The sequence below is a fragment of the Sporosarcina luteola genome (assembly GCF_023715245.1).
GTDB lineage: Bacteria > Bacillota > Bacilli > Bacillales_A > Planococcaceae > Sporosarcina > Sporosarcina luteola_C.
In genome coordinates, this window is sequence record NZ_JAMBNV010000002.1 from 322,855 (window position 1) to 348,636 (window position 25,782).

The following is a 25,782-nucleotide window of genomic DNA, read 5'->3' on the forward strand; positions in this document are numbered from 1 at the left end:
TTCCTACGCCCCCTTTCCTAAAATCGGCTGTTCAATAAACGTTTTGTATATTCATGCCTCGGCCTCGCCAAGACATCTGCAACTGCACCCGTCTCCACGACTTCTCCTTTTCGCATGACAATCATTTCATCCGCCGCATCTGCGACGACATCCAGATCATGCGTAATGATCAATACCGTCGTGCCGCTCTCATTCAACAATCGAAGCCATCTCAGAAATTCCTTTTGCACGACTTTATCGAGTGCGGACGTCGGCTCATCTGCAATAAGTAAGGCTGGTTCAACATACAAAGCGCAGGCAATCATACATCGTTGCAGCATACCGCCTGATAATTCGAATGGATACCGATTCAAAATATCCCCGGACAAGCTTAGCTTCCCAAGGATCGCCTTCATCTTCTTTCGGAAGCTTTCCTGATCATCACCTACGCGACCTGCGGAAAAGGCATACAGCTGCCGATCCATCTTCACGCTTGGATTAAAGCTGTTCAAAGCGTCTTGGAAGATTGTGAAGAACTCCTTTTTCCGCAATACTGCCATCTCTTCATTCGTCACCTTCAATAAATCGGTGTCCATATAACGGATTTCTCCGGAAGCTAGCGCACCAGTCGGCAACATCCTGAGCAAAGCCGTAACCGTCATGCTTTTCCCACTGCCGCTTTCGCCGATCAATGCTGTTATTTTCCCTTCAGGAATGAAAAACGAGTTGCCTTTTACGACCGGGATTCCATTGATTTCAACCGATAACCCTTTCACCTCAAGCACGGAAACGCCCCCTTCCGGAATGCTTCAACGCTTCGCCGATGAAGTTAATGGAAAGTATCGTCAGGAAGATCAGCAATCCAGGGAAGACACCGATCCACCATGCACCGATCAACAGATCATTTTGTGCATTGTACAGCATATTTCCCCACGATGGAATTGAAGGCGGTATGCCGATTCCGAGGAAGCTGAGCGACACTTCGATGAATACCGCCCCTGCCAAATTGAAGATTGTAACGACGAACAGCGGCGGCAGACTATTGCGCAGCAGATGCCCTGTAAGGATTCTCCAAACCGGTGTGCCGAACATTTTCGCCATCTTTACATATTCCGCATCCTTTAGCCGGATGAATTCCGAGCGGACGATCCGGGCCGTCGTAAACCAGCCCGTCACACCGATGATGAACGTCATTCCCCACATGCCGCCTTGCATGATCGCCTGGAACGCTAAGACAAAAATGAGGGAAGGAATCGAAATAAGGGCTTCCAAAATCCGCATCATGACGCTATCAGTCCATCCGCCGACATACCCGCTGATACCGCCATAGATGACGCCAATGACAAATGACAATGCAACCGATAAGCCTGCAACGGCCAAAGTCACCTTTCCGCCTTGCAATAAACGCGAAAAAACATCCCGGCCAAGATGATCCGTCCCTAATAGATGACCCTCTCCAGGCGGCGAATAAACGGAGTCCAAATCCATTTCATTCACGGGTTGTGTTGCGAGAAGATCGGATAGCATTGTCACTGCAAGGATCAGTCCGAGAAGCGAGCACCAGAAGACAAGTTTCTTCCGAGATTTCATCCGCCCAACTCCCCTTTCCGAAGCTTCGGATCGAGCGTGTACGTAAGCACGTCAATGACAAATAAGCTTATGACGACAATCAGCCCTGTCAGCATGATGCCACCCATCAGCACCGGATAATCCTTCACCATGACGGATTTCACAAGCAATTGGCCAAGACCCGACCATGCAAATAGAGCCTCCACGATGACGGATCCCCCGAAAAACGAAGGGATTGTCACGCCTACATAATTCAAATAAGGGATGAATGCATTCCGTAAGACGCCCCGCCTGATTTCCCGCTCCTCCACGCCGTTCGCCCTAGCCGCCATTACATAATAGCTTCCGATTTCTGCTTTGACACTCTCTTGGAGGAAGCGCGCGTAAAGGCCGACATGCGTCAGAACGACGACGGATGCCGGCATGATGAGATGCTTCATTTTATCAACAAAACCGCCGTCACCGCCCAGGCTTCCCGTCCCGGAAGACGGCAAGACGCCAAGCGTGACAGCGAATAGATAAATGAACAATATCCCGAGCCAAAACGCCGGGATGGAAGAGGATGCGATACTGAACGCCGACAGACCCCTGTCAAGCAGCGACCCAGGTTTCATTCCAGCCGTCATCCCAAGCCAAATCGACCCTATAATAATGAAAAACATCGATACACCGAACAACAGCAATGTATTCGGCAGCCGCTCCCCAAGAATCGAAGCGACGGGACGGCCCTCCTTCGCGGACACGCCAAGATTCCCTTGCACCGTCTCCGTTAACCACGCCCCATATTGGACGATCAATGGACGATCCAGTGCAAAGGCTTTGCTGATCCGCTCCTTTTCAGCAGTGGTCAACGTCTGGGCATTACCTCCGTAATACGCCGTCGCGGAGCTTCCCGGACTTGCATGCATTATGAAAAAAGAGAGGAAGCTCACGATGAAGAGGACGAGTGCCCCTAGCATCATGCGCTTCCCAATCCATTTAACGGTCATTCCATTTCCACTCCTCGACATTCCAAAGGAAACCGGAGCCGTGATGGCCAAGTGTACGCTCCTTCACGCCTTCGATATTTCCGTGAATGCCATAGACTGCATTAACATAAGCGATAAATGCGAATGCCGGATCGTTTGCCAACTCTTCTTGGAAGGCCATATAGCTTGCCTTTCGTTCCTGTTCATCCATTGATAAACGACCTTTTTCAAGCAATGCATCCACGTTTTCATTCGAGTAGCTTCCAAAATTATAACCGGATCCCGTCAAAATTGATTCATCCGAATGGAACAAGATGTACGTATGATGATCCGCGTCATACGGGCTGCCCCATCCGATCATGAAAGCATCCGTCTCTTCAATCGTGATGGCACTCCAGTCAAGCGCCGCCACATTGACATCCGCACCGATCGATTTGTAGCCCTCAGCGACATAATTCGCCATATTGACACGCACTGCGTCGGATGCAGGGGCTGTAATCGTGAAGCCCAGCTTCTGGTCATCCTTATAACGGAAGCCGTCTTCTGCTATTTTCCAACCCGCTTCATCCAGCAACTGTCCGGCTTGCTCGACGTCATAGCTATACGTTTCAATATCTTCATTATGAAAGGCATGCTTTTGGATCGGCGAATACGCCTCTTCCCCGAAGCCTTTCAAAATGCCTTTTACAATTTGCGCCCGATCGATAGCGAAGCTGAATGCCTGTCGAACCCGTACATCTTGCCACAGATTGTTTTGCAGATTGAAAAGAATTCCGCGGTAGTCAGCAGTATCGATATTGTATATTTTCACATGATCGCGCTTTTCCAGTTCACCCACTTGCACCGGATCGAGAAGAGCAATATCCACTTCGCCGGAAGCCAATTGCAATGCCCGCACATTGCTGTCGGGGATGAATTTAAAGATGACTTTAGCAATGGAAGGCTTCGTGCCATGGAAATGCTCATACGCTTTCAACGTCAAGCTGTTGCCGCGGTCCCATCGGTCAAACTGATAAGGTCCAGCGCCAATCGGATGGCTATTGAAGTCCGCTGTCCGCATATCAACACCATTAAACGCGTGCTTCGGCAAAATCGGCAACGTCAATTTATCCAAAATCGGTGTGAAAGGACGCTTGAGTTTCAGTTCAAATTCGAAGTCGCCAATTTTCTTCAATGATTCCACTTCAAGGAAATCAGACTTTAGGAACGAAGCATTCTCGTCATCTAACACACTTTCAATCGTAAATATGACGTCCTCGGCAGTCAGCGGTTCACCGTCGTGGAAACGGATGTCTTCCCGCAACTTGAATGTATATGTCAACTTGTCATCGGACATGTCGAATGACTCTGCGATATCGGCTTTCGGTTCGTTGTTTTCATCGAAACGGAAAAGCCCGCGGAATAAAAGCGCGTCCACGTTCGTCTCCTCAAGAATCGGATTCAGTCCATCAAACTCGGATTCCGAAGCATAGATAAGGCTATTTTCTCTCGCGGCAGGTGCTGCCTTTTTTCCACATCCTGCGACGGCAACGAGCAGGAGCATACTGATTAAGATTAGTAGTATTTTACGTTTATCCATAGTTTACCCCGCTTTATATGAGTGCCGCCAGCTCGGAAAATACCCGTTTCAATTCCTGCTGAAGTCTCCATTGATTCACCCCGAGAAAACGGCAATGCACCGCATTTCCCGCAAGTCTGGTCACGCCCGCCCTTAATCCGTCTCCGACATTCATCGCTTCATGAATCGCCCGCAGATCGATTTCATCGGCCTTTTCCGAAACGAGCCAAATGGAACCGACATACAATGCCTCTTCAAGTAAACCAAGTCCATTTAGATGCAGATTGTCCGGGACGAAATGAAGGCTGTCGAACGCGAGCAGCTCCTCTTCGACGTAGATCTTCATCATTGATTTCAATGAAGAGAAATCGAATACTTCACCGCGCATCTCCCGGCCTGGAGCGATGATTTCACCCCAAAGTAATGTGGCACCCTTCGCAAGACGGATTGTCGTTTCCATCTGGAATTTGGAATCAGCGAATGGGATGATCACTTCCGGCATCCATTCGAGACGCGACTCTTCCTCAAGCTGCACGTCAATCGATTGAACGCACGTTTCGCCCGTATGCGACCGGTACACTTTCAATGCCGATTGCTGGATGATTCTCGCTTTGCTTCCCGGCAACAGGCGGATCGTAATATCATTGCGATCTCCCGCTACCATTCCGCCTGACGACTCCATCACAAATACCGTCGCTGTTGGATCCTTGCCTTCGTACAGCTCACGGCTCGCCTTTAAAGGTGGCTGCTGGAACACATGCGGCATCCGGGTATAGCCTCTTCTTGGCTCAAACACCATATCCAGTTTGCCGTTATGGTGCCTCCGTGCCACTTTACTCACCACTCGCTGTTCCCGCGCCTTCTAAAAGCATATTCCGTTTGATCCAATTGACGATCTGGTCGACATTTTTTCGTGTCCGTACATCCGCTAAAACGTAAGGACGGCCGCCTCTCATCTTCTTCACGTCGCTCTCGTACAGTTCAAGGTCAACGCCGACATGGGGTGCAAGGTCCGTTTTATTGACCAATAAAAGATCTGATCTTGTCAACGCCGGGCCGCCTTTTCTCGGAATATCCTGTCCTTCCGCAACGTCGATTACGTAGATATATCCATCTACAAGTTCAGGGCTGAACGTAGCCGACAAGTTATCCCCGCCGCTCTCTACGAAAACGATATCAAGGTCTTTGAAACGTTCCTTAAGTTCATCGATTGCCGCGAAGTTCATGGAAGCATCTTCACGGATTGCCGTATGCGGGCATCCGCCTGTCTCCACACCAAGAATCCTATCTTCACCCAACACACCGTGATTCATCAGGAATTGAGCATCCTCGCGTGTATATATATCATTCGTAATAACTGCAACGTTGTAGTCTTCATGCATCGCACGGGTCAATGCGTCGACGAGCGATGTCTTGCCCGATCCGACGGGACCCCCAATTCCAATACGTACTGGTTTCATATATAGAAACGCCTCCTGTCATGAAATGAATAATCTTGAATGTAAATATTCGTGCTTCATCGATGCAAGCTCGATGCCTAGCGCATTATTGCTAATATCCTTTTCTGTCAAACCGGCAACTAATCCGGCAGCCGCAACCGCCTCTTCCGCCAGCAGATGCACTGCCTGCACACCGGTATTTTGTCCGAACGGCACCGCGCGTACTGCGTTTGTGACGAGCCCGTTCACCGATGAGAATAAATACGAAAGGACCGCATAATGCGCATCCATATTATTGACGGCGCAATAAATGCCATAAAGGATTGCATAGTGGCCTTTGATTTCATTCGCAGCGATCCGGTTTTTCCACTCGTCGAAAAAAGCATCCTCGACGAGCGGTGAAACCGTTTTGATGAACTGCCTGCCCAAATTGACGCTTGCATCCCTGGACTCCTTCGCAAGCTTGATAGCGCCGCAAAGATTTTCTAAATGCAGAAGCCGATCGATGTCCCGGTCCTTTGCAGCCTTATGCGCCTCCTGAATAAGGATCGCATCGCCATATACGAGATTCTGATAGAGAAAAGTCGTACAAAAAGCGATTAGCTCTTCCTTCGTCCGGATTGCGTCATCCTGGATATACGTCTCCATCCCGTAGGATTGTGTATATGTGCCGATCGGGAACGCCGAATCGTGGATTTGGAGAAGTCTTAGAAACTGTATATCAGTGGGAATGGCCACGGTATTTGAAAGGTTGCTTGAATCGTCGTTCTGTTGTTTCATAGTCCACACCCACCTCATCTAGTAATGGCGCCAACGTGTGATCTGCGCGAACGACAATTTCATCTTTTTCGATTAAAGAAGGGGTATGACGGTTGCCAAGCTCGAATGCGGCCTTGCCCATTTCGACCATATCTTTCGGCCGGATGACGATGACCGATTCCATTTTCGTCCGAATCACGATGGCACGATTGTCGTCTTCAAACAAAAGATCGCCGTATTTCAACGGCTCTTCCTGGTTGAGGCGCAACGCGACATCTGTGCCTTCTGTCGTTTCTGTCCGCAAAATACGCTTGCTTAGTTCTTCCCATTCCAGTTCGACCCACTCGATGCGCTTTCCTGGAATTTCTTCTGTATCACCGATATTGCCTATGATTTTTTCAATTAGCATCTTGCATTCTCCTTCTTTGCAAAGACTCTAGTTCAAGATAAGTTAACATCCAGACTCCGGGTGCCAGGGGCTCGGATCATAAGGCAAAGCCGTTTCGTGGAAAAATCGTCCCACTGCGCGTCTTCGTCTTATGTCTGTCGCCCCTAGGCAGGCACCCTTCGCTTTAAAATAAGAAGTATCTCTGTGCCATAGGTAGAACATCGACTGGTTCGCATGTGGCGAGTTCTCCGTCGATTTTCACTTCGTATGTCTCCGGATCAACATCGATCACCGGCATTTCGCTATTATGCTTCATGTCCGCTTTGGAAACGTTGCGACAATTTTTCACCGTTCCGATCATCTTCTTCAGCCCGAGCTGTTCAGGAAGGCCTTCCTCCACCGCGATTTTCGGTAGGAAGGTCATAGATGAATTTTGTGGTCCTTGCCCGTGGAAGCCATACATCCGGCGGCCCATGAACGGCTGCGGTGTCGGGATCGAAGCATTCGGATCACCTGTCGCTGCATACACGGCGATGCCGCCCTTAATGACAACTGACGCCTTGATGCCGAAAAATGCCGGTTCCCATAAAACGATATCCGCCAATTTCCCATCCTCAATCGAACCGACTTCATGGGAAATCCCTTGGGCGATTGCAGGGTTGATCGTATATTTTGCGATATAACGCTTAACGCGATAATTATCATTGTCCTTCTCTGCTTCCTGCGGGAGTGGACCTCGTTGTTTCTTCATCTTATCCGCCGTCTGCCACGTCCGGATTGCCACTTCCCCGACCCGGCCCATCGCCTGGGAGTCGGATGACATGATGCTAAGAATCCCAAGATCCTGCATAATATCCTCCGCAGCAATCGTCTCCGGACGGATACGTGAATCCGCAAAAGCGACATCTTCCGCCACGTCGCGCTTCAAATGGTGGCACACCATGAGCATGTCCATATGCTCATCGATCGTATTGACTGTAAACGGTTTTGTCGGGTTCGTCGACGCCGGCAATACATTCGGCAGTGACGCCATCTTCAACTGGTCAGGCGCATGGCCTCCACCTGCACCTTCTGTATGGAATACGTGGATGACCCGTCCATTGATTGCATTGATCGTATCCTCGACAAATCCAGCCTCATTCAACGTATCGGAGTGCAGAGCGATCTGAACATCATATTCATCCGCCACCGTCAAGCTTTGGTCCAATGCAGACGGAGTCGCTCCCCAGTCCTCATGGATCTTCAAACCGATTGCACCCGCACGGATCTGTTCAACTAGCGGCGCAGGAAAAGCCGCACTTCCCTTTCCGAAAATACCGATATTCAACGGAATGTCTTCGATTTGCTGAAGCATCCTATGCATATGCCATTTCCCCGGTGTCACCGTAGTCGCAGTGGAACCTGACGCAGGACCTGTCCCTCCGCCGATGAATGTCGTTGTTCCCGCATTCAATGCGACCTCCACCTGTTGTGGACTGATGAGGTGAATATGCGTGTCGATTGCACCCGCTGTCGCAATCAACCCTTCTCCCCCATACACTTCCGTACCGACACCGATGATCATGCCTTGATCGACACCATCCATCGTATTCGGATTCCCCGCCTTGCCAATGCCGGCGATCCTTCCATTCTTGATTCCGATATCTGCCTTCACGATTCCCGTATGATCAATGATTGTGGCATTCGTAATGACCGTATCCAATACCCCGTCTTCGGAAGTTTTTTCACCGTTCTGCCCCATCGACACGCGAAGGGACTTTCCGCCGCCAAAAATACCTTCGTCCCCGTAGGTTGTATAGTCTTTTTCAATTTCAATCCATAAATCGGTATCCGCTAAACGGACCTTGTCGCCCACAGTCGGGCCGAACATCCTTGCATATTGTTCATGTGAAATTTTCACTTAACTGTCAGCTCCTTTAAATCCACCATCCGACGCTTTCTCGACAATTTCATCCTTTTTGTGAGTGGAACCTTCCGTCAACTTATTCAAACCGAATACATGGCGCCTTCCGCCAAACTCGACAAGTTCCACTTCCATCTCCTCGCCCGGCTCAAAACGCACCGCCGTCCCGGAAGGAATATTCAAATGCATGCCGACCGCCTGTTCACGATCGAATTCAAGAAACTTATTCACCTCAATGAAATGAAAATGAGACCCGACTTGAATCGGACGATCGCCTGTATTCGCGACCTTCACCGTTTTCGTATCACGCCCCACATTAATTTCAATCCATCCTTCAGCAGCTTTGATCTCTCCTGGTTTCAAAAGAAAAACCCCCTTCTATTATTGAATTGGGTGATGCACAGTGACCAGTTTCGTTCCATCCGGGAACGTGCACTCGATCTGTACATCTTTCACCATATCACCGACGCCTTCCATCACATCGTCCACCGTCAACAGCTGCTTGCCTTCACTCATCAACTGCCCAACGGACTTTCCGTCACGTGCACCTTCCATGATGAAATGGCAAATAAAAGCCACAGCCTCGGGATAATTTAACTTCACCCCGCGCTCCTTACGCTTGATGGCAAGCTCTCCCGCCACATGCAACATTAGTTTTTCCTGTTCAACTGGTGATAACCTCAACGAAAAACACCCCCGAATTTTTAATCAGACATTTTAGACAACTGTAGACAGTATTCTACTCCGTCCACCTATCCTATTCATTTTTTTTGATTTCTTGTGTCTTGCAAGAGTATGCAATAAAGGGCAGTCTTGCCCGATTGATTGGAACCTGGCACGATGCAGGCCGAAAGAGGTAATTGAGGAGTTACAACGATACTATTATAAGATAACCGAATTTCATTGGCAACTTTAACGGAATCCGGAAGTTTTTTCTTGGGAATCGCGACGTTAGCGGCGATTTCCCCACACTGACGCCCGCGGAGCAAACCTAGTCGGCTGCCCGGATAAGTTTTGTGCGATCTCGGGTCACTTATTTGCGATTTCGAGGGGGTTTTGCGCGAACCGAGGCTAGTTATGCGCGATTTTCAGCAGGTTATGCTCATTTCGGGACCTTTGACTCACAAATAACCCTCAAGAAATTTCCTTAACCAAAAAAAGCCGCCCCGATTTATCAGGACGACTCTACCGGCACTCTCACCGCATCCGACCGTTGCATCACTTCCTCGTCATGCAAGTGGCAGGCAACGAAATGCCCTTCTTCCTTTTCAAGCCATTTCGGTTTCAGCTCTCCGCAGACCGGCATCGCATACGGACAGCGTGTCCGAAAAACGCATCCGGATGGCGGATTGATCGGGCTCGGCAGCTCGCCTTTGAGCAAAATCCTTTCCCTCGATTCCTCAATGTCGGGATCCGGAATCGGAATCGCCGACAGCAGCGCTTCCGTATATGGATGCAACGGCTTATCATACAGCTGCGCACTCGTCGTAAGCTCCACCATATGCCCCAAGTACATGACACCGATCCGGTTGGAAATGTATTTGACCATCGACAAATCATGCGCGATGAACAAATAAGTCAATCCCTTTTCACGTTGCAGCCGCTGAAGCAGTTTGACGACTTGCGCCTGCACCGACACGTCAAGCGCTGAAATCGGCTCATCTGCAATAATGAATTCTGGATCGAGCGCAAGCGACCGGGCAATCCCGATACGCTGCCGTTGACCTCCGGAAAACTCATGGGGATAGCGATTCGCATGATCCCGGTTCAAGCCGACGTCTTCAAGCAATTCATTCACACGCGCCCGCATTTCCGCCTGTGACTTGTACATTCCATGTATCTGCATCGGCTCGGCAATGATTTCGTAAACAGTCGAACGTGGATTCAATGAGGCGTACGGATCCTGGAAAATCATCTGCATCTTCTTCAGGAAGCGCTGGCGTTCGTTATCGGTCATCGTATGGACGCTGCGCCCTTCATAAAGAACTTCGCCGTCCGTTTTATTGTACAGGCCCAGAATCGTCCGTCCTGCGGTCGATTTGCCGCAGCCCGATTCACCGACAAGCCCGAATGTCTCCCCTCTGAAAATGTCGAAGCTGATGCCGTCGACCGCCTTCAGCTTCAACCCTTTACCCACGTCAAAATGGCGTTTCAAGTCCTGTACGGATAAAATCACATCTCCAGCCATTCAACTTCCCCCTTCATCATTGCCGTAACGGCGCACTGCGCACAAATCCCGTTCCAACTTCGAACCTGCAAGTTTCAATAGCTCAATCGATTGCCCCGTCGATGGAGAATGCAGAAGCAACCCATTTCCATAATAAAACCCGACGTGCCGGACATTGCCTTTCCCTTCATCATTTGCAAAGAATAATAGGTCGCCCTTTTCCCATCGCTCCGGTTTATCCATCGGTACTTCCACGCCGCTTTTCGCCTGATCGCCTGCATCCCGTGGTATGAAATGCCCGCAAGCCTTCAGCATATTGTACGTAAAGCCCGAACAGTCAAAGCCGTACGACGACATGCCGCCCCAGAAATACGGAAGATCCAAATAGGCAAGCCCTTCTTCGACGGCGGCTGCCGCATTACGCTTTTTGAATGTGTGGACAGATGCCGCCCGCACAATATCCGCTTTCAGGAGTAACGCCTCTCCGTCCGGCGTTTCCACATGGAAATGGTCGTCGCTTTCATCGGTCAGCGGCAGGATTGTATTGAACGGAACAATGATATGCGGCGTCCCGTCCAAATTCCATAATTGCGATTTCGAAACTGCCACTCTCACAAATCCACCAGCTTCCGCCAACGGAGTCGCCTTCTTCAGTTGACGTAGCGGCACCCATCCCGGATAGCCTCGTTCATCTTTCTTCGATGGCTGCCATACCGCAATCACCTTTGCCCATTCACCCGCGATTTCGTCGACGATAACCGGTTCGCCGTATAGAATTTGCGTCTGTACCCGGTTTCCATTGCAAAGGTCGAGCCTCTCTTCGTACGCTAGCTTCTCCAGCCATTTGTTCAGATGAAGCGGATTTGATACCCCGTCCGTATCCATCTCCCGTGCGGATTCCGGCGAAGTCCAGACTGTCGCAACCGGCACTGCACACGCATACATATTCACTGTCAACTCCGTCATTGTCCTGCCCCCTTCCCAATCAGTCCCATTCCCTTCTGATCCAGCCCGAGCCCAGGTCCTTCAGGCATTCGGATGACCCTTCCTCCATAGACGATCCCGCCTTCGACAATATCCTTCGCAAGCATTAGCGGGGCATCGAAATCGAATCTCGTAATGTTTGGCTGACTCGCTGCAAAATGGGCTGCCGCCGTAATCCCGAGTTTCGTCTCGATCATGCTGCCAACCATGCATTCGACACCATATGTTTCCGCCAAAGCATTGATCTTAAGTGCCTCATGGATACCGCCTGATTTCATAAGTTTGATATTAATCAAATCCGCTGCCCGCCGCTCCAACACACGGAGTGCATCCTTCGCGGAAAACACGCTCTCATCCGCCATGATCGGCGTCAGCGTATGACTCGTCACGTACGCAAGACCATCAATATCATCTGCAAGCACCGGCTGCTCAATCAATTCGATGTCGAGCCCAGCGTCTTCCATTTTACCGATTGCAAAGACAGCCTCTTTCGGCTTCCACCCTTGGTTCGCATCGAGACGGATTTTCGGTCCTGCCCCGACCCGTTCCCGGATGGCACGAATTCGCCCGATGTCCTCGCTGATGTCCCCAATGCCGACTTTTACTTTTAATACGTTGAAGCCTTCCGCAATATAACGCTCCGCATCGTCCGCCATTTCAGCGGCGTCATTGACACTCACCGTGAAGTCGGTTTCGATTTCACTTCTGAATCCGCCGAGCAATTGAAAGAGTGGCATTCCCGCCGACTGGCCAAGCAAATCATGGATGGCCATATCGACGGCGGCCTTCGCACTTGTATTGCGGACGATCGACCGTTTCAGCAGGCGGAAGACCTCCTCGCGATTCCGTAAATCCTTCCCTAGCATAAGTGGAGCAATGACCTCTTCAATCGTGTATGTAATGCTTCCAAGTGAATCGCCCGTGATGACGTGGGTCGGGGGTGCTTCCCCCCAACCGGTTCGTCCGTCTTCACAGGTCACTTTCACGTAGATCGCATAGGCCGTCGTCACCGTTCTAAGCGCCGTTTTAAACGGCTTTGTCAGCGGCACTGCGACGGGAATTGTTTCGATTGAACGGATGCGCATTCATTCCACCCCCGGCAAAATCGTCAATGTCTTATGATCTGCGTCAAGTTTCGCGTCGACCCCTAACGGAATCGCGAAATGCGGCTCACAGTGGCCTATCTTGAAGCCCTCCACAACCGGCTTGTTCAAGCCGCCCAAATAATGGCGGAACACTTCATCCAACGACAAGGTCCTTTGTTGCTTTTTCGGCTCAACGTCAGAGAAATCGCCGATGATGATGCCCGTAGCGTCTGCAAGTTTTCCTGCCATGCGCAGTTGGTTTAACATGCCATCGACCCGATACGGTTCCTCGCCGACATCCTCAATGAACAGCAGCTTGCCCTTCGTATCGATTTCGAATTTCGTCCCGATCGTATTCGATAGCAATGATAGATTTCCACCAACAAGCTCCCCTTGTGCACTGCCCCCTGCAATTGCGTTCAGCGGTGAAATCTCTTCCGTATAATGAAGCTCCATCGGCTCGAACAGCTGTTGGAACATTTTTGCCGACAGTTCGCTGAAACTGTCTTTTCCGACGCACGAAGCGAGCATCGGGCCATGGAAGGTGACAAGATCCGAATAAAGACCGATTGCGGTATGGAGGAAGGTGATGTCGCTGAATCCCCAGAACACTTTCGGGTTTTCCCGGATCAGCTGCAAATCCAACCGATCGGTGTAGCGTGCCGAACCGTAGCCGCCCCCCGCACAAATGATGCCGCTGATCGAAGGATCCGCAAACATGTCTTCCAAATCCTGCAGCCGTTCATCATCCGTCCCCGCCAAATAGCCGTTAACATTTTTCACATGTTGTCCGAATTTCCATTTCAGGCCAAGCTGTTCCAGAAAAGCGAGCGAACGCTCAAGATTCTCTTGATTCGGCGGGCTCGATGGCGCGACAATCCCAATCGTATCCCCCGGCTGAAGCCTTTTCGGTCGTACTCTCATTTCCCTGCACCTCTTTCAATCAAAATCATCGTACTCACGCATAATATCATTCAAATACGCATAAATTTCAATTCTCGCGCATAAATCACTGGAATTACGCATAAACGCTCGCAAACACGCATAAATCATTTTATTCACGCATAAACTCGCTGACACGCGCATAACACCTGCAACTAGTTCATGAATTGTCGAAAGGCATTTGGCGCGACTAACCGCTTACATTCAATTGAATTTCCCGCGTACTCAAATGGGAAAGTCGCGGCGCCATGACGGACACCGCGACTTGTTCATTCATTAGTTCTTATCTGCGTATTTCAAGTCGACATAGCCGACAGGGTGGCGCAGAATGCCGGAAACGCCTTCTTTTTCAAGTGATGTCGAGTTGTAGAAATATAGTGGGAATACAGGCATTTCATCCATGAGAAGCTTATCAGCCTGTTTCAACAACTCCCAACGTTTGTTTTCGTCCGTTTCATTTTTAATGTCCGCAATGAGCTTATCATATTCAGCATTCGACCATGTTGTACGGTTCATGGAAGAGCCGGTGATAAAGCTTTCAAGCGCGTTCACAGGGTCTGCATAGTCATGCAGGAATGAGGAACGGGACATTTGATATTTGAACTCTTTTTGCTCGGAAAGGAATACTCCGCTTTCCACGTTTTGCAGCTCTGCGTCAACGCCGAGCACTTCTTTGAACTTGGATTGAAGGGCGATCGCGATGTTCTGATGCGATTCGCTCGTTGAATAAGAGAGTGTCACTTTCGGAAGCTCCGTATAGCCTTCCTCTTTCATTCCTTCTTCTAAAAGCTGTTTCGCTTTTTCCGGATTGAAGGAGACGAGGTCGCCTACTGTTTCACGGAATTCTTTACCGTCCGGCCCGATGAAGCCGTAAGTGACGAAGCCATGTGCCGGCTTCTCGCCATTTTTTGTTACAAAATTGACGATTTCCTCTTGATCAACCGCATAAGCGAATGCTTGGCGGATCTTTTTATTCGTAAATGGCTCCATTGACGTGTTGAAGCGGTAGAAATACAAGCCTGCTTGGTCATCGATGCGAAGTTCTTTGCTGTCCTTTAATTGATCCGCAATTTCAGACGGTACGCCCGTCACGTCCAACTCATTGGATTGATACATTTGATAAGCTGTCGTCGTGTCATTGACCATTGCCCAGTGGACTTTATCCAACTTGACTGCGTCAGCATCCCAATAATGTTCGTTCTTTTGAAATTCGAAGCTTACATCGTGGCTCCATGCGGACAATTTAAATGGTCCGTTCCCTACGAAAGTTGCAGCTTCCGTATGCCAAGTCGGATCGGCTGAAGCCACCTTTTCGTTGATCGGGAAGAAGCTTGGGTTTGTGATAATATTCAAAAATGCTTCGTTCGGTGACGTCAATTTGACGACGAACGTCTTTTCGTCCTTCGCTTCGATTGCGATGTCATCAGCAGAACCTTCCCCAGTATTGTACTCTTCCGCTCCTTCGATGAAGTATGCTAGGAATGCCGCTGGTGAAGCTGTTTCCGGATTCAGCATATGTTTCCAAGCGAATACGAAATCGCCAGCTACGACCGGATCCCCGTTCGACCATTTTGCGCCATCACGGATTGTGAATGTATACGTCAATCCGTCATCGGAGACATCGATTTTTTCAGCTGTCGCTTCGACCGCTTTATGGTCCTTATCAAGACGTGTCAGACCTTCCATGATATTGTTCAGTGCACTCCAGGACACTGCGTTGAACCCGATGGATGGATCGAACGATGTCGGCTCTTCGCCGTTATTCATGAGGAGAATCTTCTCGCCGGCAGCCTCATCTTCCTTCTTGCCTTCTTCTTTTCCATCTTCCGTCTTCGTATTTTCCGCCGGTTTTTCAGGCTCCTTGCCCGCTTCCTTGTTTGCAGTACATGCCGCAAGAACAAGTGCAAGCATTGCCACCATCAAAAATGATAACCACTTCTTCATACCGATAGCCCCCTTGTTGATATATGACTTACAAAGCACTTTCGTGCGTGATACCGAGTAAAGAGTTTCCGCTACAGGCGGACGCTTTCCACGGGCGAGCGGTGAGCCTCCTCAGTCGCTTCGCTCCCTGCGGGGTCTCCCCTGTCTCGCTTTCCCGCAGGAGTCGCCGCCTTCCGCTCCAACTCAAATATGCTGTCAATCTCTATTTCCTTTTGTTCCTAATCATTTAAATACTTTCTTGCCCTGTCATCCTGCAGCCAACAATCCACCGCGTGGGTCTCAGATAAGCCGGTCGTTGCGGGATAGATGCGTTCACATACTTCCATGGCGAACGGGCATCTCGCCGTGAACGGACAACCGATCGGCGGAGAAAATAGATCCGGCGGGGTCCCTTCGATCGGCTGAAGTTCCTCTTCCTTCAAGTCGAGCCTCGGCACAGAAGCGAGAAGCCCTTTTGTGTAAGGATGTTGCGGTGTATAGAACACTTCGCGCTTATCGCCGATTTCAATCACTTTCCCTGCGTACATGACCGCAATCCGATCTGCGATTTTCGCCACAACCCCCAAATCGTGCGTGATGAGAATGATTGAGACGCCCGTACGTTCCTGAATCTCTTCAAAGAGTTCTAGAATCTGTGCTTGGATTGTGACGTCCAGTGCAGTTGTCGGCTCATCTGCTATTAGCAGTTCAGGCTCACAGATCAGAGCGATTGCAATGACAATCCGCTGACGCATCCCTCCGGAAAACTGATGGGGATATTGTTTCATTCGTTCATCGGGATTTGGGATACCGACCACTTCCAGCAAGTTGATCGCTTTTTGAAGTGCCTCGGCTTTACTCACTTTTTGATGGGTCCGCAACCCTTCCGTCAACTGCTCGCCGATTTTAAGTGTCGGGTTCAAGGCGGTCATCGGATCTTGGAAGATCATCGAAATGTCGACCCCTTGCACCTTTCTCATCTCGGATTTATCGAGCTTCGTCAAATCTTTCCCTTTAAATAGGACTTTTCCATTTTTAATGCGTCCCGCAGGTTTTGGAATGAGTCCCATGATCGTATTCGCGGTGACGCTTTTTCCACAGCCCGACTCCCCGACGATGGCAAGAGTCTCCCCTTTATACAGATCGAACGAAACGCCGCGCAGAGCTTGTACTTCACCCCCGAACGTCTTAAAAGATACATGCAGATCCTGAACGGAGAGCATGACATCCGTAAATGTTTTAGCACGCTTACGCGATCGTTTCGGGTCTGGCGCAATCGCTGTTCCGCCTTGATTTTCATCAATCGGTGCAAATTTTTTCATGTCCAAACCTTTCACCCCCTCAGTTTCGGATCAAGTGCATCTTGCATACCGTCTCCGAGGACGTTAAATGCAAACATTGTCATTGAAATGAAGAACGCTGGGAAGAACAATCTCCACCAATGTCCTGATAAGATGACAGGCAATGCGTCATTCGCCATAACCCCCCAGCTCGCAACAGGCGCCTGGATGCCTAGCCCGATGAAGCTTAAGAAGGCTTCCGCGAAAATGGCGCTTGGCACAGTCAATGTCATTTGGACAATGATTGGTCCCATTGTATTGGGAAGCAAGTTCTTCCGAATAATTCTAGGTGTTCTCGCTCCGAAAGATTTCGAGGCAGTAACAAATTCATAGTTTTTGATTTGCAGCACCTGCCCCCTGACAATACGGGCCATTCCGACCCATCCGGTGATCGTCAGCGCAACGATGATCGTCGTCAGGCTTGGACCCATGATGACCATTAACAGAATGACGACAAGCAGATGAGGAAGCCCATAAAGGATTTCAATGATCCTCATCATGACGGTGTCCGTCCTTCCGCCTTTATAACCGCTAATTCCGCCGTAGATGATGCCGATGAAAAAGTCGATCAAAGCGGCGGCAACACCGACGAACAGTGAAACGCGGGCGCCATGCCAAGTTCTCGTGAAGACGTCCCATCCTTTGTCGTCCGTTCCGAACCAATGTTTCGAAGATGGCGCCAAGTTCTGGTTTGCATATTGCGTTGTTTCTATATTATGTGGTGATAGAATCGGAGCAAAAATTGCGAACAATGTCAGAATAATTAAGAATACTAGCCCACCCATCGCCAATTTGTTCTTCCGCAATCTGCGCCAGGCATCCTTCCAATAGGAAAGTGATGGACGTACGACTGATTCCGCTTTCTCCGCATCTTTCCCTATTGGTTTGAACCATTCATCCGGGACTTGAACTTTTTGCTGATGACTTACCATCACGCATCACCTTCCTTTCGGTGAAGTTTAATGCGCGGATCAAGGAATCCATAGACGATATCTACTAAAAACAACATGAATACGAGGAACGCGCTATAGAATACGGTCGAACCCATGATGACTGGGTAGTCCCGGTTATTGATGCTCTCGACGAAGTATTTTCCCATGCCCGGTATCGCGAAAATCTTTTCGATGACGAATGTTCCCGTCAAAATTCCCGCAAGCATCGTCCCCATGATTGTGACGATCGGCATAAGTGCATTGCGCAATGCGTGCCGAAGGACGATGCGCATCGGCGATAATCCTTTCGCCCTCGCCATTTTCATATAATCCTGCGTCAAGACTTCCAACATGCTCGACCTTGTCAGACGTGCAATGATTGCCGTCGGACCTGTGGCAAGCGCCAATGTCGGCAAAATCATATGGAGAGGGCTGCTCCACGTAGCAGGCGGGAGTAGATTCCAGTTGACCGCCACTTGCTGGATCAACACCGTCGCCAATACGAAGTTAGGGACGGATATCCCGATAACAGCGAATGCCATCGCCGCATAATCGATGATGCCATTATGTCGCAAAGCAGCGAATGTCCCTAATGTAATCCCCGATATGACAGCGACGAGAATCGTCACCATCCCAAGCTCGAATGAAATCGGAAAGCCTCTGGCAAGTAATTTATTCACAGACTCGTTCGGTTTTTTAATGGAAGGTCCAAAATCGAACGTCGCAATTGACTTTAAGTAGTGCACGTATTGCACATGTGTCGGTTGATCTAGCTTATAGAATTTCTCCAGATTCGCCTGGATTGTCGGATTCGATGTCCGCTCTTCGTCGAACGGCGAGCCTGGTATCGAATGCATTAAGAAAAATGTCAGTGTCGCGATGATGAGGATTGTCGCAATCATCATGAAGAATCTCTTAACTATGTAAATTGCCACGCGCCACTCCCCCTTAGCAGAACTTTGTTTGCATTGCCAACTCGACCATCACGAGCATTGCCCGGTACGCTTCGAGAATATCTTTCGCTTCAAATTTCACGATGGTTGTATCCGGCTCGATTTCACACCCCGGCATGAGCGCGGCCCATTCCGCTTGACCATAGTTCGTGAATTCAATTCGTAAAACCGGGTTTGCCGGAGGTACGAGCGGTTTGATTGCTAAACGTTTAGTAATCGCTTCTGCAGTCTTTTCCTCGAGTAATGCATGCGCCTTTGTCGGATGCAACGTCTTGACAGCGGAACGGGAAATCGACTGCTTGACAGCGGCGGTCACAATCCCAGGAATCAAGGCTTGCGCTTCCATACATGCACGATCATCCCCGGCGACCATGATGACAGGAACTCCGTAATGACCCGCTACATATGCGTTTAAGCCAAGCTCGCCGATGGCCACGTCATTGATATGCATATTCCTGACGCCAAAGGTCATTGAATGGCTCATGACACCTGGCTGACCTGCCCTTGCGTGATATCCGGCAAAGATAGCACCGTCAAATGACTCATCCAGTGCCTGCACCATAGAAAACGCTTTCATACCACCGGTTATCAAATCTGCGTCAGGATGTAACTCCTCCAAAAGCAGATTGTTCATTTGGGAATGGCTATCATTCACAAGGACTTGTTCAGCTCCTTGTCCGATCGCCGCTCGTATGATAGCGTTTGCTTCCTCTGTCATAATACGCCGCGCACGTTCATAATTATGTCTGGCAGAATCGACAAATGTGTAATCAGGCAGCCCTGTGATCCCTTCCATATCAACTGATACGTAAATCTTCATTTCTATTTCCCCCATCTCTCCATCTCTCTGAATTAATAGCCTAGTCTGTTAATTGGTAAGTTTAATCCTATCAAATTTTTAAGAATATTACAATATGATTTCAAAAATTAAAACCGCCACCCAGTTTCCCGGATGGCGGTTGATTATCAATCAGAACCGATAATTACTTATTCACTTACACCCAAATCATACAAGTATAGATCAGTGCCTGGGTCGATTGAGTAGTTAACAACGCGCTTGTTAACGCCCATTAGGTAGTAACGGTATACAGTTGGGGCAACCGGAACTTCTTCAGCCATAAGCGCTTGCCATTGTTTGTAGATGTCTTTACGGTAATCGGAGTCAAATGCCTTCTCAGAAGTACCTGCTGCAAGAAGCTCATCGTTCTTCTCGTTTGTGAAACGGCTGTAGTTGAATGCAGCATCTCTACCGTATAGGCCAGATGGATCTGGGTCAGAACCAGTTCCCCATGCTCCTTGGTAGATGTCGATTTTCGGATCGTCAGCTTTAACCATATCGTAGAACGAGTTGAACTCGTGTAGACGTCCGTCAAGAAGTTGTACTTTAATGCCTACGTCAGCCCAGTTTTGCATATACCACTGTGCAATCGGCTCAGCAGTTTCTCCGCCGGACATAGAAGCGAAGTTAAGAACGAATTCCTCACCTTTGTCATTTTCGCGGAATCCATCGTTATTTGTATCAACGTAACCAGCTTCGTCAAGAAGCGCTTTCGCTTTTTCAGGATCATAAGATGGTGTTTCAAGGTCCGCATCATGGAAGCTTGCGAATACAGGAATGATCAATGATGTTGCAGGGAAACGAAGACCGTGGTAAAGTTCTTTACCGACTGTTTCGTTGTCCATTGCATACCACATAGCTTGACGAACAAGTTTGTTAGCCATTTTAGCATTTGGATCTGTTACGTTTGTTTTCTTTTCAGGATCCCATTTACCAAGTTTGAACCCGATATATGTGTATGCATAGTCAATATCCGCAAGAAGCTCGATATTGTCGATTTCTTTTGCATTTAGATATTGATCAACTGGGATTGAAGCAATATCAGCATCGCCTTTCTTAAGTGCTTCAAGGATAGAAGCGGAGCTTACAACTTTCAAGACCATTGATTTAAGATTAGGTTTACCTCTCCAGTAGTCATCATTGCGGACGTATAGGACAGATTCACCTGGGATGATTTTTTCAACTTTGTAAGGACCGAAGCCGATTGGGTTCACACGGATTTTATCGGAAGCTTCAAGTTCTTCGATTGTAATTTCGCCAGTCATGACATCCCCTACGTGGTGCCTAGGTGTTGCATATGACCAAAAACCAGACAATAGGGATGGTGTTGCTTCTGTGAATGTGAATGAAATTTGCTTCTCATCCTCTGAAACTTCGATACCAGAGATTTCTGTTGTTTTTCCTGCATTGTAATCCGGCATACCAACAACGTTTTCAATCATGAAATCGTAACGGTCTCCTGTGTAATCAGGGTGACCAAGCAATTGGTAAGAGTAAAGAAGGTCACTTGCTTTTACCGGCTCGCCGTCATGCCATTTTACCCCGTCTTTGATTGTTAACGTGATTGTTTTATTGTCTTCTGAAATTTCGTAAGTAGCTGCACCGTCATTAGTGATCAAGTAGTCACCATCTGAAGATAGTAGAGCCTCATCGAATTTCTCGATAACTTGAGCGTCAAATGTCCCTGAGTAGAACACACGGCTAAGCGTACCTTCAAACGGAGTGTCTGTTACCATAGCCCATGTCAATTCGCCGTCTGCCATTGGCTCAGCCTTGTTCGTTACTTCGAACGGGAAATCAAGGCCAGCGTTTGGATCTTCTTCCACTGGGTCTTCCGTTTTTGTTTCCTCTGTTTTCTTTTCTGGATCTTTTGCCGGTTCTTTATCACCAGCGCCTTCTTTTTCTTTGCCAGTACATGCAGCTAAAAATACGCTGAGAACAAGCAACAGACTCGCAAGTAGCATAAACTGCTTCTTTGCCATTTGTATTACCTCCCCTTATTTTTTAGGCCAATCTTTGCCTTGCATCAGACGCGCGTTTCACCGCTTGCCCGATGTAATTTATACACAGCATCATTACTAAGATCAGTAATGCTGCAGGTAACCAAACCCACCACTTGTTCTTTATAATATCGGGATTCCTTGCGAACGAAATCAACGTTCCAAGTGAAGGAGTTCCAGCGGGCAGGCCGAATCCTAAGAAAGTCAGCCCTGTCTCTATCCCGATATTCCCAGCAAGCGAAAGTGTCATATTAACTATGACGAGTGAACTCAAGTTAGGGAACATTTCGAAAAACATGATCTTCCAACTTGGAGTTCCTAATGTCTTGGAAGCATTGATATAATCAAGCTCCCGTTCCTGTAAAGCCCTGGAGCGGATAAGCCTTGCTTTTCCGAACCAGAAGAAAGCACTCATAATCAGAATGAATGTGAAAACATTATAGTTTGGAACAATTGTTACAAATACGATGATGAACATCAATGTTGGCAATACCATCAAGAATTCCAGGATACGCATCATGACATTATCCACGCCACCTCCGTAAAATCCGGAGATCAAGCCGTATGTCAAGCCAATCAACCCGGCAATGAGTGTGACTGCAACTCCGATTGTAAGCGAGTTCCGTGTCCCGATCATCAACTGGCCAAACACGTCCCGTCCTCCGTCATCTGTCCCTACCCAATTATCTAAGGAAGGCGGCTTCCAGACGTTAAAGAAGTTCACTCGCGTCAATGCTGTTTGGTCAACGAATAATGGCGAAATGTAAGCCGATAATACGATGATTGTAAACAAAATTAATGAGCCTAATGCCATTTTATCGTGCATTATTTCACGCCAAATCGTACGCAAAAGCGATGGATTATTTAGTTTTTCTTGAGCAATCAATTTTTTTTCATCTATGACTGGATTTGTCATTACTTTCCCTCCTCTTCCTTCTCTTCATCTTCTATTCAATACGTATACGAGGATCGACAATGCTGAGGATAATATCCGATAGCAAAGTCCCTATGATTACGGCAGTACCAGAAACCATGACGAGTGCCGTAACGACAGTGAAATCTCGTTGCGCAATGGATTGAAGGAAAAGTTGTCCGAGACCGGGATAACTGTAAATGGATTCAATGAATATTGAACCGGAGATTAGACCTGTGATTTCATACCCGAGAAAAGCCGCAATCGGCAATAGGGAATTCCGCAAGATATGGCGAGTGTACACCTTGCCCTCAGGGACGCCTTTAGAACGGGCAGTCTTTACATAATCCTTGATCTTCTGGTCAATAATGTCATTCCGTAAATATTGGATCGTTCCGAATGTACCGATTAAAGCACCTGACATAACCGGCAAGAATAAATGCTTGGCTCTGTCGACGATATATTCCCAGCTTCCTGGATCTATCCGTATATTTCCGCTTCCTCCAATCGGGAACCATCCTAATATGAAAGAGAAAAGGAAAAGCATCAATAAGGCGAAAATGAATAGGGGTGTCGCAAAAGCAAAATAGTTATAGGTTACGATCATTTTATCCGCCCATGTATCTGTCCATCTTCCCGCTACAATTCCTAGCGGTATGGCTAACAGATAGATGACAATACCCGTAAATAATGATAGGAGTACTGTGTTTTCGACCCTGCCTGCCAATAATGATGTTACAGGCTGTTTATGGACATATGACTGTCCGAAATCACCTTGTACCGCGTTTCCAATCCACCGCCCATATTGTTCGTACCATGGATCGTTCAGCCCTAATTTTTCACGGATCTTCTCTACCTGCTCCGGTGAAACGTTAGGATTTGACATGAACGCTCCCGTTACCGCATCACCCGGCATCGCTTTTGAAAGCATGAAGATGATGAGACTGAGGAGGATGAGCTGCGGAATCATGAACAATGCTCTTCGTAAAATGAATTTCAACATTTACTTCATCCTCCTTATAGCATGGCGACGGAATGCGTATCCGAGACTCTCTTCAAGTCGAACATCCGCCCATCTTTGTCGAAGTAGTTATTATATTCAGTTTGGTATTCCTGATTGATTGCCTGACGTAAATGCATCTTCTCGAAACGTTTTTCTGGATTCATTTCTGGAATCGCTGCAATCAACCGTTTTGTATAGACGTGCTGTGGGTTGTTGTAGATATCGGATGCCGTTCCTTCCTCTACGAAACGACCTCGATACATAATGCCAATCCGGTCGCACATATGCTGGATGATCCCTAAGTCATGCGAGATAAATAGATACGTCAAGTTGAACTCCTCTTGGATTTCCTGCATGAAGTTCAATACTTGTGCCTGAACGGATACGTCCAACGCGGAAACCGGCTCATCCGCAATGATCAATTTCGGATTTAATGCGAGTGCACGCGCGATCCCGATTCTTTGCCTTTGACCGCCTGAGAATTGGTGAGGGTATTTATAGATCGATTCAGGGCTTAAACCAACACGTGCCACCAACTCTTGTACTCTCAGCAACTCTTCCTTCGGAGATAGTCTCTCAAAGTTACGGAGAGGCTCCGCAATGATATTCAATACATTTTTCCGGCCGTTCAATGAAGAATACGGATCCTGGAAAATCATCTGAATATCTTTCGTGTAATTGCGTCTTTCGGCCCTGCTTAGTTTAGCAAGGTCCTTTCCTTCAAACAACATTTCCCCACTAGTCGCTTTATTCAAGCCGATAAGCGCACGTCCGGAAGTCGTCTTGCCGCATCCCGACTCTCCAACTAGTCCGTAAGTTTCGCCCGGCTGCAATTCGAAGCTGATGCCATCGACGGCTCTGACATGATCTACTACTTTACGGAAAAAACCGCCCCGAATCGGGTAATGTACTTTCAAATCATTAACTGTTAGTAGCGACATATTCTTTCTCTCCTACTCTGTCCTCCGGGAAGTAGAACGTTTTATAGCATGAGCATCGGACAAAATGGTTCGGTGCCGCTTCATGCATTTCCGGTATCTCCTCATGGTCCTCTTCAGGAATCCATGCGATCCGCGGTGCGAAACGGCACCCTTTGCGGTCGAGGTTCTGAATGGATGGAACGATTCCATCAATGACATGCAATTTCTCTTTTCCTTCCATATTGGAAGGGATCGAATTCAATAATGATCTTGTATATGGATGCAGTGGGTTTTCAAATAGGTCTTTGACATCCGCTATTTCAACGACTTCCCCTGCGTACATGACGACGACACGGTCTGCCATTTCAGCAACAACTCCGAGGTCATGCGTAATCAGGACAATGCCTGTTTTCATCTGATTTTGCAGTTCTTTCATTAAATCCATGATTTGTGCTTGAATCGTAACGTCCAAAGCTGTCGTAGGCTCATCCGCCAGTAGAAGAACCGGGTCGCATGCAAGTGCAATTGCGATGACGACACGTTGTCTCATCCCACCCGATAATTCATGCGGATATTGCTCATAAACGCGTTGTTCGTTTTTAATACCTACCCGCCGAAGTAGTTCCAATGTACGCTTCTTCTTTTCACTTGCAGACAGTTTCATGTGATAATCCATCGGCTCTTCGATCTGCCGTCCAATTATCGCGAGCGGATTCAAAGCGGTCATCGGATCTTGGAAGATCATTCCGATGTCTTTCCCTCTTACTTTGTCCAACCGCGACCGTGTTAACGTCAGTAAATTTTGTCCGGAAAAGTTCACTTGCCCTTCAAGCTTCGTTGCTTTCCGGTCATGCAGCCCCATTACTGAAAGGGCCAATGCACTTTTACCACAACCCGACTCACCGACGATTGCAACGACTTCGTTTTCGTGGACTGTAATGGAAACTCCATCTACCGCGGCATAATAGTCGCCCTTAATATTGAATGACGTACGAAGATCTTTTATTTCCAAAACCGGGTTTTTCAATAGAATTTCCTCCTTACAAACTGACACATTACCGAATAACTAATATTCAGACTTTATTCGAAGTTATTGAACTCAATATACTACACATCATAAGTCCTGACAATACTGTTTTTTTAGAATATCTAAATCTTGTATTATTTCTAATATGACAAATATGTTACAAACGTTGCTAGGTAAACGTTTTCTTAATGA

25 protein-coding genes are annotated in these 25,782 nt (G+C 48.2%); all 25 read right to left on the reverse strand.

Annotated elements, in window-relative coordinates:
- Nucleotides 1-17: 17 nt before the first annotated feature.
- The 25 genes from M3152_RS13155 to M3152_RS13275 all read right to left on the reverse strand — a co-directional run bounded on the left by M3152_RS13155 (nucleotide 18) and on the right by M3152_RS13275 (nucleotide 25,590).
- A complete protein-coding gene (locus tag M3152_RS13155) occupies nucleotides 18-764 on the reverse strand; it encodes an ATP-binding cassette domain-containing protein (RefSeq protein ID WP_251695631.1) in 747 nt (248 codons plus the stop codon).
- On the reverse strand, nucleotides 757-1,569 hold the full coding sequence (locus tag M3152_RS13160) for an ABC transporter permease (RefSeq protein ID WP_251695632.1): 813 nt from the start codon (nucleotides 1,567-1,569) through the stop codon (nucleotides 757-759). Before M3152_RS13160 ends, M3152_RS13155 begins: the two co-directional genes overlap by 8 nt.
- Entirely contained in the window at nucleotides 1,566-2,537 is a 972-nt protein-coding gene (locus M3152_RS13165; protein ID WP_251695633.1) for an ABC transporter permease, read from the reverse strand. The genes M3152_RS13160 and M3152_RS13165 overlap by 4 nt, the downstream gene beginning before the upstream one ends.
- A complete protein-coding gene (locus M3152_RS13170) occupies nucleotides 2,527-4,095 on the reverse strand; it encodes an ABC transporter substrate-binding protein (RefSeq protein WP_251695634.1) in 1,569 nt (522 codons plus the stop codon). Before M3152_RS13170 ends, M3152_RS13165 begins: the two co-directional genes overlap by 11 nt.
- 13 nt (nucleotides 4,096-4,108) lie before the next feature.
- Nucleotides 4,109-4,915 carry an urease accessory protein UreD gene (locus M3152_RS13175; RefSeq protein WP_251695635.1) on the reverse strand — a complete coding sequence of 269 codons (807 nt, stop codon included), beginning with the start codon at nucleotides 4,913-4,915 and terminating at the stop codon, nucleotides 4,109-4,111.
- Entirely contained in the window at nucleotides 4,908-5,534 is a 627-nt protein-coding gene (gene ureG / locus M3152_RS13180; RefSeq protein ID WP_251695636.1) for an urease accessory protein UreG, read from the reverse strand. Before ureG ends, M3152_RS13175 begins: the two co-directional genes overlap by 8 nt.
- 18 nt (nucleotides 5,535-5,552) lie before the next feature.
- The gene (locus M3152_RS13185; protein WP_251695637.1) at nucleotides 5,553-6,293 is read right to left on the reverse strand and encodes an urease accessory protein UreF; all 741 of its coding nucleotides are present in this window, start codon (nucleotides 6,291-6,293) and stop codon (nucleotides 5,553-5,555) included.
- Nucleotides 6,235-6,681 (reverse strand): urease accessory protein UreE, encoded by a 447-nt coding sequence (locus tag M3152_RS13190; protein ID WP_251695638.1) that lies wholly within the window; start codon nucleotides 6,679-6,681, stop codon nucleotides 6,235-6,237. Before M3152_RS13190 ends, M3152_RS13185 begins: the two co-directional genes overlap by 59 nt.
- 163 nt (nucleotides 6,682-6,844) lie before the next feature.
- Nucleotides 6,845-8,560, reverse strand: coding sequence for an urease subunit alpha (ureC, locus tag M3152_RS13195; RefSeq protein WP_262175597.1), 1,716 nt, complete (start codon nucleotides 8,558-8,560; stop codon nucleotides 6,845-6,847).
- Nucleotides 8,561-8,926 (reverse strand): urease subunit beta, encoded by a 366-nt coding sequence (gene ureB, locus M3152_RS13200; RefSeq protein ID WP_251695639.1) that lies wholly within the window; start codon nucleotides 8,924-8,926, stop codon nucleotides 8,561-8,563. It lies immediately after the preceding gene.
- Between the two features lie 18 nt (nucleotides 8,927-8,944).
- Nucleotides 8,945-9,247 carry an urease subunit gamma gene (gene ureA, locus M3152_RS13205; protein ID WP_251695640.1) on the reverse strand — a complete coding sequence of 101 codons (303 nt, stop codon included), beginning with the start codon at nucleotides 9,245-9,247 and terminating at the stop codon, nucleotides 8,945-8,947.
- Nucleotides 9,248-9,737: 490 nt separating this feature from the next.
- Nucleotides 9,738-10,751 (reverse strand): ABC transporter ATP-binding protein, encoded by a 1,014-nt coding sequence (locus M3152_RS13210; protein ID WP_251695641.1) that lies wholly within the window; start codon nucleotides 10,749-10,751, stop codon nucleotides 9,738-9,740.
- Nucleotides 10,752-11,696, reverse strand: coding sequence for a C40 family peptidase (locus M3152_RS13215; protein ID WP_251695642.1), 945 nt, complete (start codon nucleotides 11,694-11,696; stop codon nucleotides 10,752-10,754).
- On the reverse strand, nucleotides 11,693-12,799 hold the full coding sequence (locus tag M3152_RS13220; RefSeq protein ID WP_251695643.1) for a mandelate racemase/muconate lactonizing enzyme family protein: 1,107 nt from the start codon (nucleotides 12,797-12,799) through the stop codon (nucleotides 11,693-11,695). Before M3152_RS13220 ends, M3152_RS13215 begins: the two co-directional genes overlap by 4 nt.
- Nucleotides 12,800-13,723: a S66 peptidase family protein gene (locus tag M3152_RS13225; RefSeq protein ID WP_251695644.1), complete on the reverse strand. Its 924-nt coding sequence runs from the start codon at nucleotides 13,721-13,723 to the stop codon at nucleotides 12,800-12,802.
- Nucleotides 13,724-14,017: 294 nt separating this feature from the next.
- Nucleotides 14,018-15,685, reverse strand: coding sequence for a peptide ABC transporter substrate-binding protein (locus M3152_RS13230; RefSeq protein WP_251695645.1), 1,668 nt, complete (start codon nucleotides 15,683-15,685; stop codon nucleotides 14,018-14,020).
- A gap of 218 nt (nucleotides 15,686-15,903) precedes the next feature.
- The gene (locus tag M3152_RS13235; protein WP_251695913.1) at nucleotides 15,904-16,887 is read right to left on the reverse strand and encodes an ABC transporter ATP-binding protein; all 984 of its coding nucleotides are present in this window, start codon (nucleotides 16,885-16,887) and stop codon (nucleotides 15,904-15,906) included.
- Between the two features lie 110 nt (nucleotides 16,888-16,997).
- A complete protein-coding gene (locus M3152_RS13240) occupies nucleotides 16,998-17,936 on the reverse strand; it encodes an ABC transporter permease (RefSeq protein WP_251695915.1) in 939 nt (312 codons plus the stop codon).
- Nucleotides 17,936-18,871 (reverse strand): ABC transporter permease, encoded by a 936-nt coding sequence (locus M3152_RS13245; protein WP_251695646.1) that lies wholly within the window; start codon nucleotides 18,869-18,871, stop codon nucleotides 17,936-17,938. Before M3152_RS13245 ends, M3152_RS13240 begins: the two co-directional genes overlap by 1 nt.
- Nucleotides 18,872-18,884: 13 nt before the next feature.
- Nucleotides 18,885-19,709, reverse strand: coding sequence for a M55 family metallopeptidase (locus tag M3152_RS13250; protein WP_251695647.1), 825 nt, complete (start codon nucleotides 19,707-19,709; stop codon nucleotides 18,885-18,887).
- 167 nt (nucleotides 19,710-19,876) lie between these two features.
- Nucleotides 19,877-21,709, reverse strand: coding sequence for an oligopeptide ABC transporter substrate-binding protein (gene opp4A / locus M3152_RS13255; RefSeq protein ID WP_251695648.1), 1,833 nt, complete (start codon nucleotides 21,707-21,709; stop codon nucleotides 19,877-19,879).
- A 22-nt stretch (nucleotides 21,710-21,731) separates the two neighbouring features.
- Nucleotides 21,732-22,643: an ABC transporter permease gene (locus tag M3152_RS13260; RefSeq protein WP_251695649.1), complete on the reverse strand. Its 912-nt coding sequence runs from the start codon at nucleotides 22,641-22,643 to the stop codon at nucleotides 21,732-21,734.
- Nucleotides 22,644-22,674: 31 nt separating this feature from the next.
- A complete protein-coding gene (gene opp4B, locus M3152_RS13265) occupies nucleotides 22,675-23,643 on the reverse strand; it encodes an oligopeptide ABC transporter permease (RefSeq protein ID WP_251695650.1) in 969 nt (322 codons plus the stop codon).
- 14 nt (nucleotides 23,644-23,657) lie between these two features.
- Complete coding sequence (locus tag M3152_RS13270; RefSeq protein ID WP_251695651.1) at nucleotides 23,658-24,584, reverse strand: ABC transporter ATP-binding protein; 927 nt, start codon at nucleotides 24,582-24,584, stop codon at nucleotides 23,658-23,660.
- Nucleotides 24,565-25,590, reverse strand: coding sequence for an ABC transporter ATP-binding protein (locus tag M3152_RS13275; RefSeq protein ID WP_285847184.1), 1,026 nt, complete (start codon nucleotides 25,588-25,590; stop codon nucleotides 24,565-24,567). Before M3152_RS13275 ends, M3152_RS13270 begins: the two co-directional genes overlap by 20 nt.
- Nucleotides 25,591-25,782 lie beyond the last annotated feature (192 nt).

Bases quoted from the DNA above. Each gene is read 5' to 3' on its own strand.
- M3152_RS13160 (WP_251695632.1), bottom strand. From the start codon at position 1,569: ATGAAATCTCGGAAGAAACTTGTCTTCTGGTGCTCGCTTCTCGGACTG.
- M3152_RS13165 (WP_251695633.1), bottom strand. From the start codon at position 2,537: ATGACCGTTAAATGGATTGGGAAGCGCATGATGCTAGGGGCACTCGTC.
- M3152_RS13170 (WP_251695634.1), bottom strand. From the start codon at position 4,095: ATGGATAAACGTAAAATACTACTAATCTTAATCAGTATGCTCCTGCTC.
- ureG (WP_251695636.1), bottom strand. From the start codon at position 5,534: ATGAAACCAGTACGTATTGGAATTGGGGGTCCCGTCGGATCGGGCAAG.
- M3152_RS13185 (WP_251695637.1), bottom strand. From the start codon at position 6,293: ATGAAACAACAGAACGACGATTCAAGCAACCTTTCAAATACCGTGGCC.
- M3152_RS13190 (WP_251695638.1), bottom strand. From the start codon at position 6,681: ATGCTAATTGAAAAAATCATAGGCAATATCGGTGATACAGAAGAAATT.
- M3152_RS13210 (WP_251695641.1), bottom strand. From the start codon at position 10,751: ATGGCTGGAGATGTGATTTTATCCGTACAGGACTTGAAACGCCATTTT.
- M3152_RS13215 (WP_251695642.1), bottom strand. From the start codon at position 11,696: ATGACGGAGTTGACAGTGAATATGTATGCGTGTGCAGTGCCGGTTGCG.
- M3152_RS13220 (WP_251695643.1), bottom strand. From the start codon at position 12,799: ATGCGCATCCGTTCAATCGAAACAATTCCCGTCGCAGTGCCGCTGACA.
- M3152_RS13225 (WP_251695644.1), bottom strand. From the start codon at position 13,723: ATGAGAGTACGACCGAAAAGGCTTCAGCCGGGGGATACGATTGGGATT.
- M3152_RS13230 (WP_251695645.1), bottom strand. From the start codon at position 15,685: ATGAAGAAGTGGTTATCATTTTTGATGGTGGCAATGCTTGCACTTGTT.
- M3152_RS13235 (WP_251695913.1), bottom strand. From the start codon at position 16,887: ATGCTCTCCGTTCAGGATCTGCATGTATCTTTTAAGACGTTCGGGGGT.
- M3152_RS13240 (WP_251695915.1), bottom strand. From the start codon at position 17,936: ATGGTAAGTCATCAGCAAAAAGTTCAAGTCCCGGATGAATGGTTCAAA.
- M3152_RS13250 (WP_251695647.1), bottom strand. From the start codon at position 19,709: ATGAAGATTTACGTATCAGTTGATATGGAAGGGATCACAGGGCTGCCT.
- opp4A (WP_251695648.1), bottom strand. From the start codon at position 21,709: ATGGCAAAGAAGCAGTTTATGCTACTTGCGAGTCTGTTGCTTGTTCTC.
- M3152_RS13260 (WP_251695649.1), bottom strand. From the start codon at position 22,643: ATGACAAATCCAGTCATAGATGAAAAAAAATTGATTGCTCAAGAAAAA.
- opp4B (WP_251695650.1), bottom strand. From the start codon at position 23,643: ATGTTGAAATTCATTTTACGAAGAGCATTGTTCATGATTCCGCAGCTC.
- M3152_RS13270 (WP_251695651.1), bottom strand. From the start codon at position 24,584: ATGTCGCTACTAACAGTTAATGATTTGAAAGTACATTACCCGATTCGG.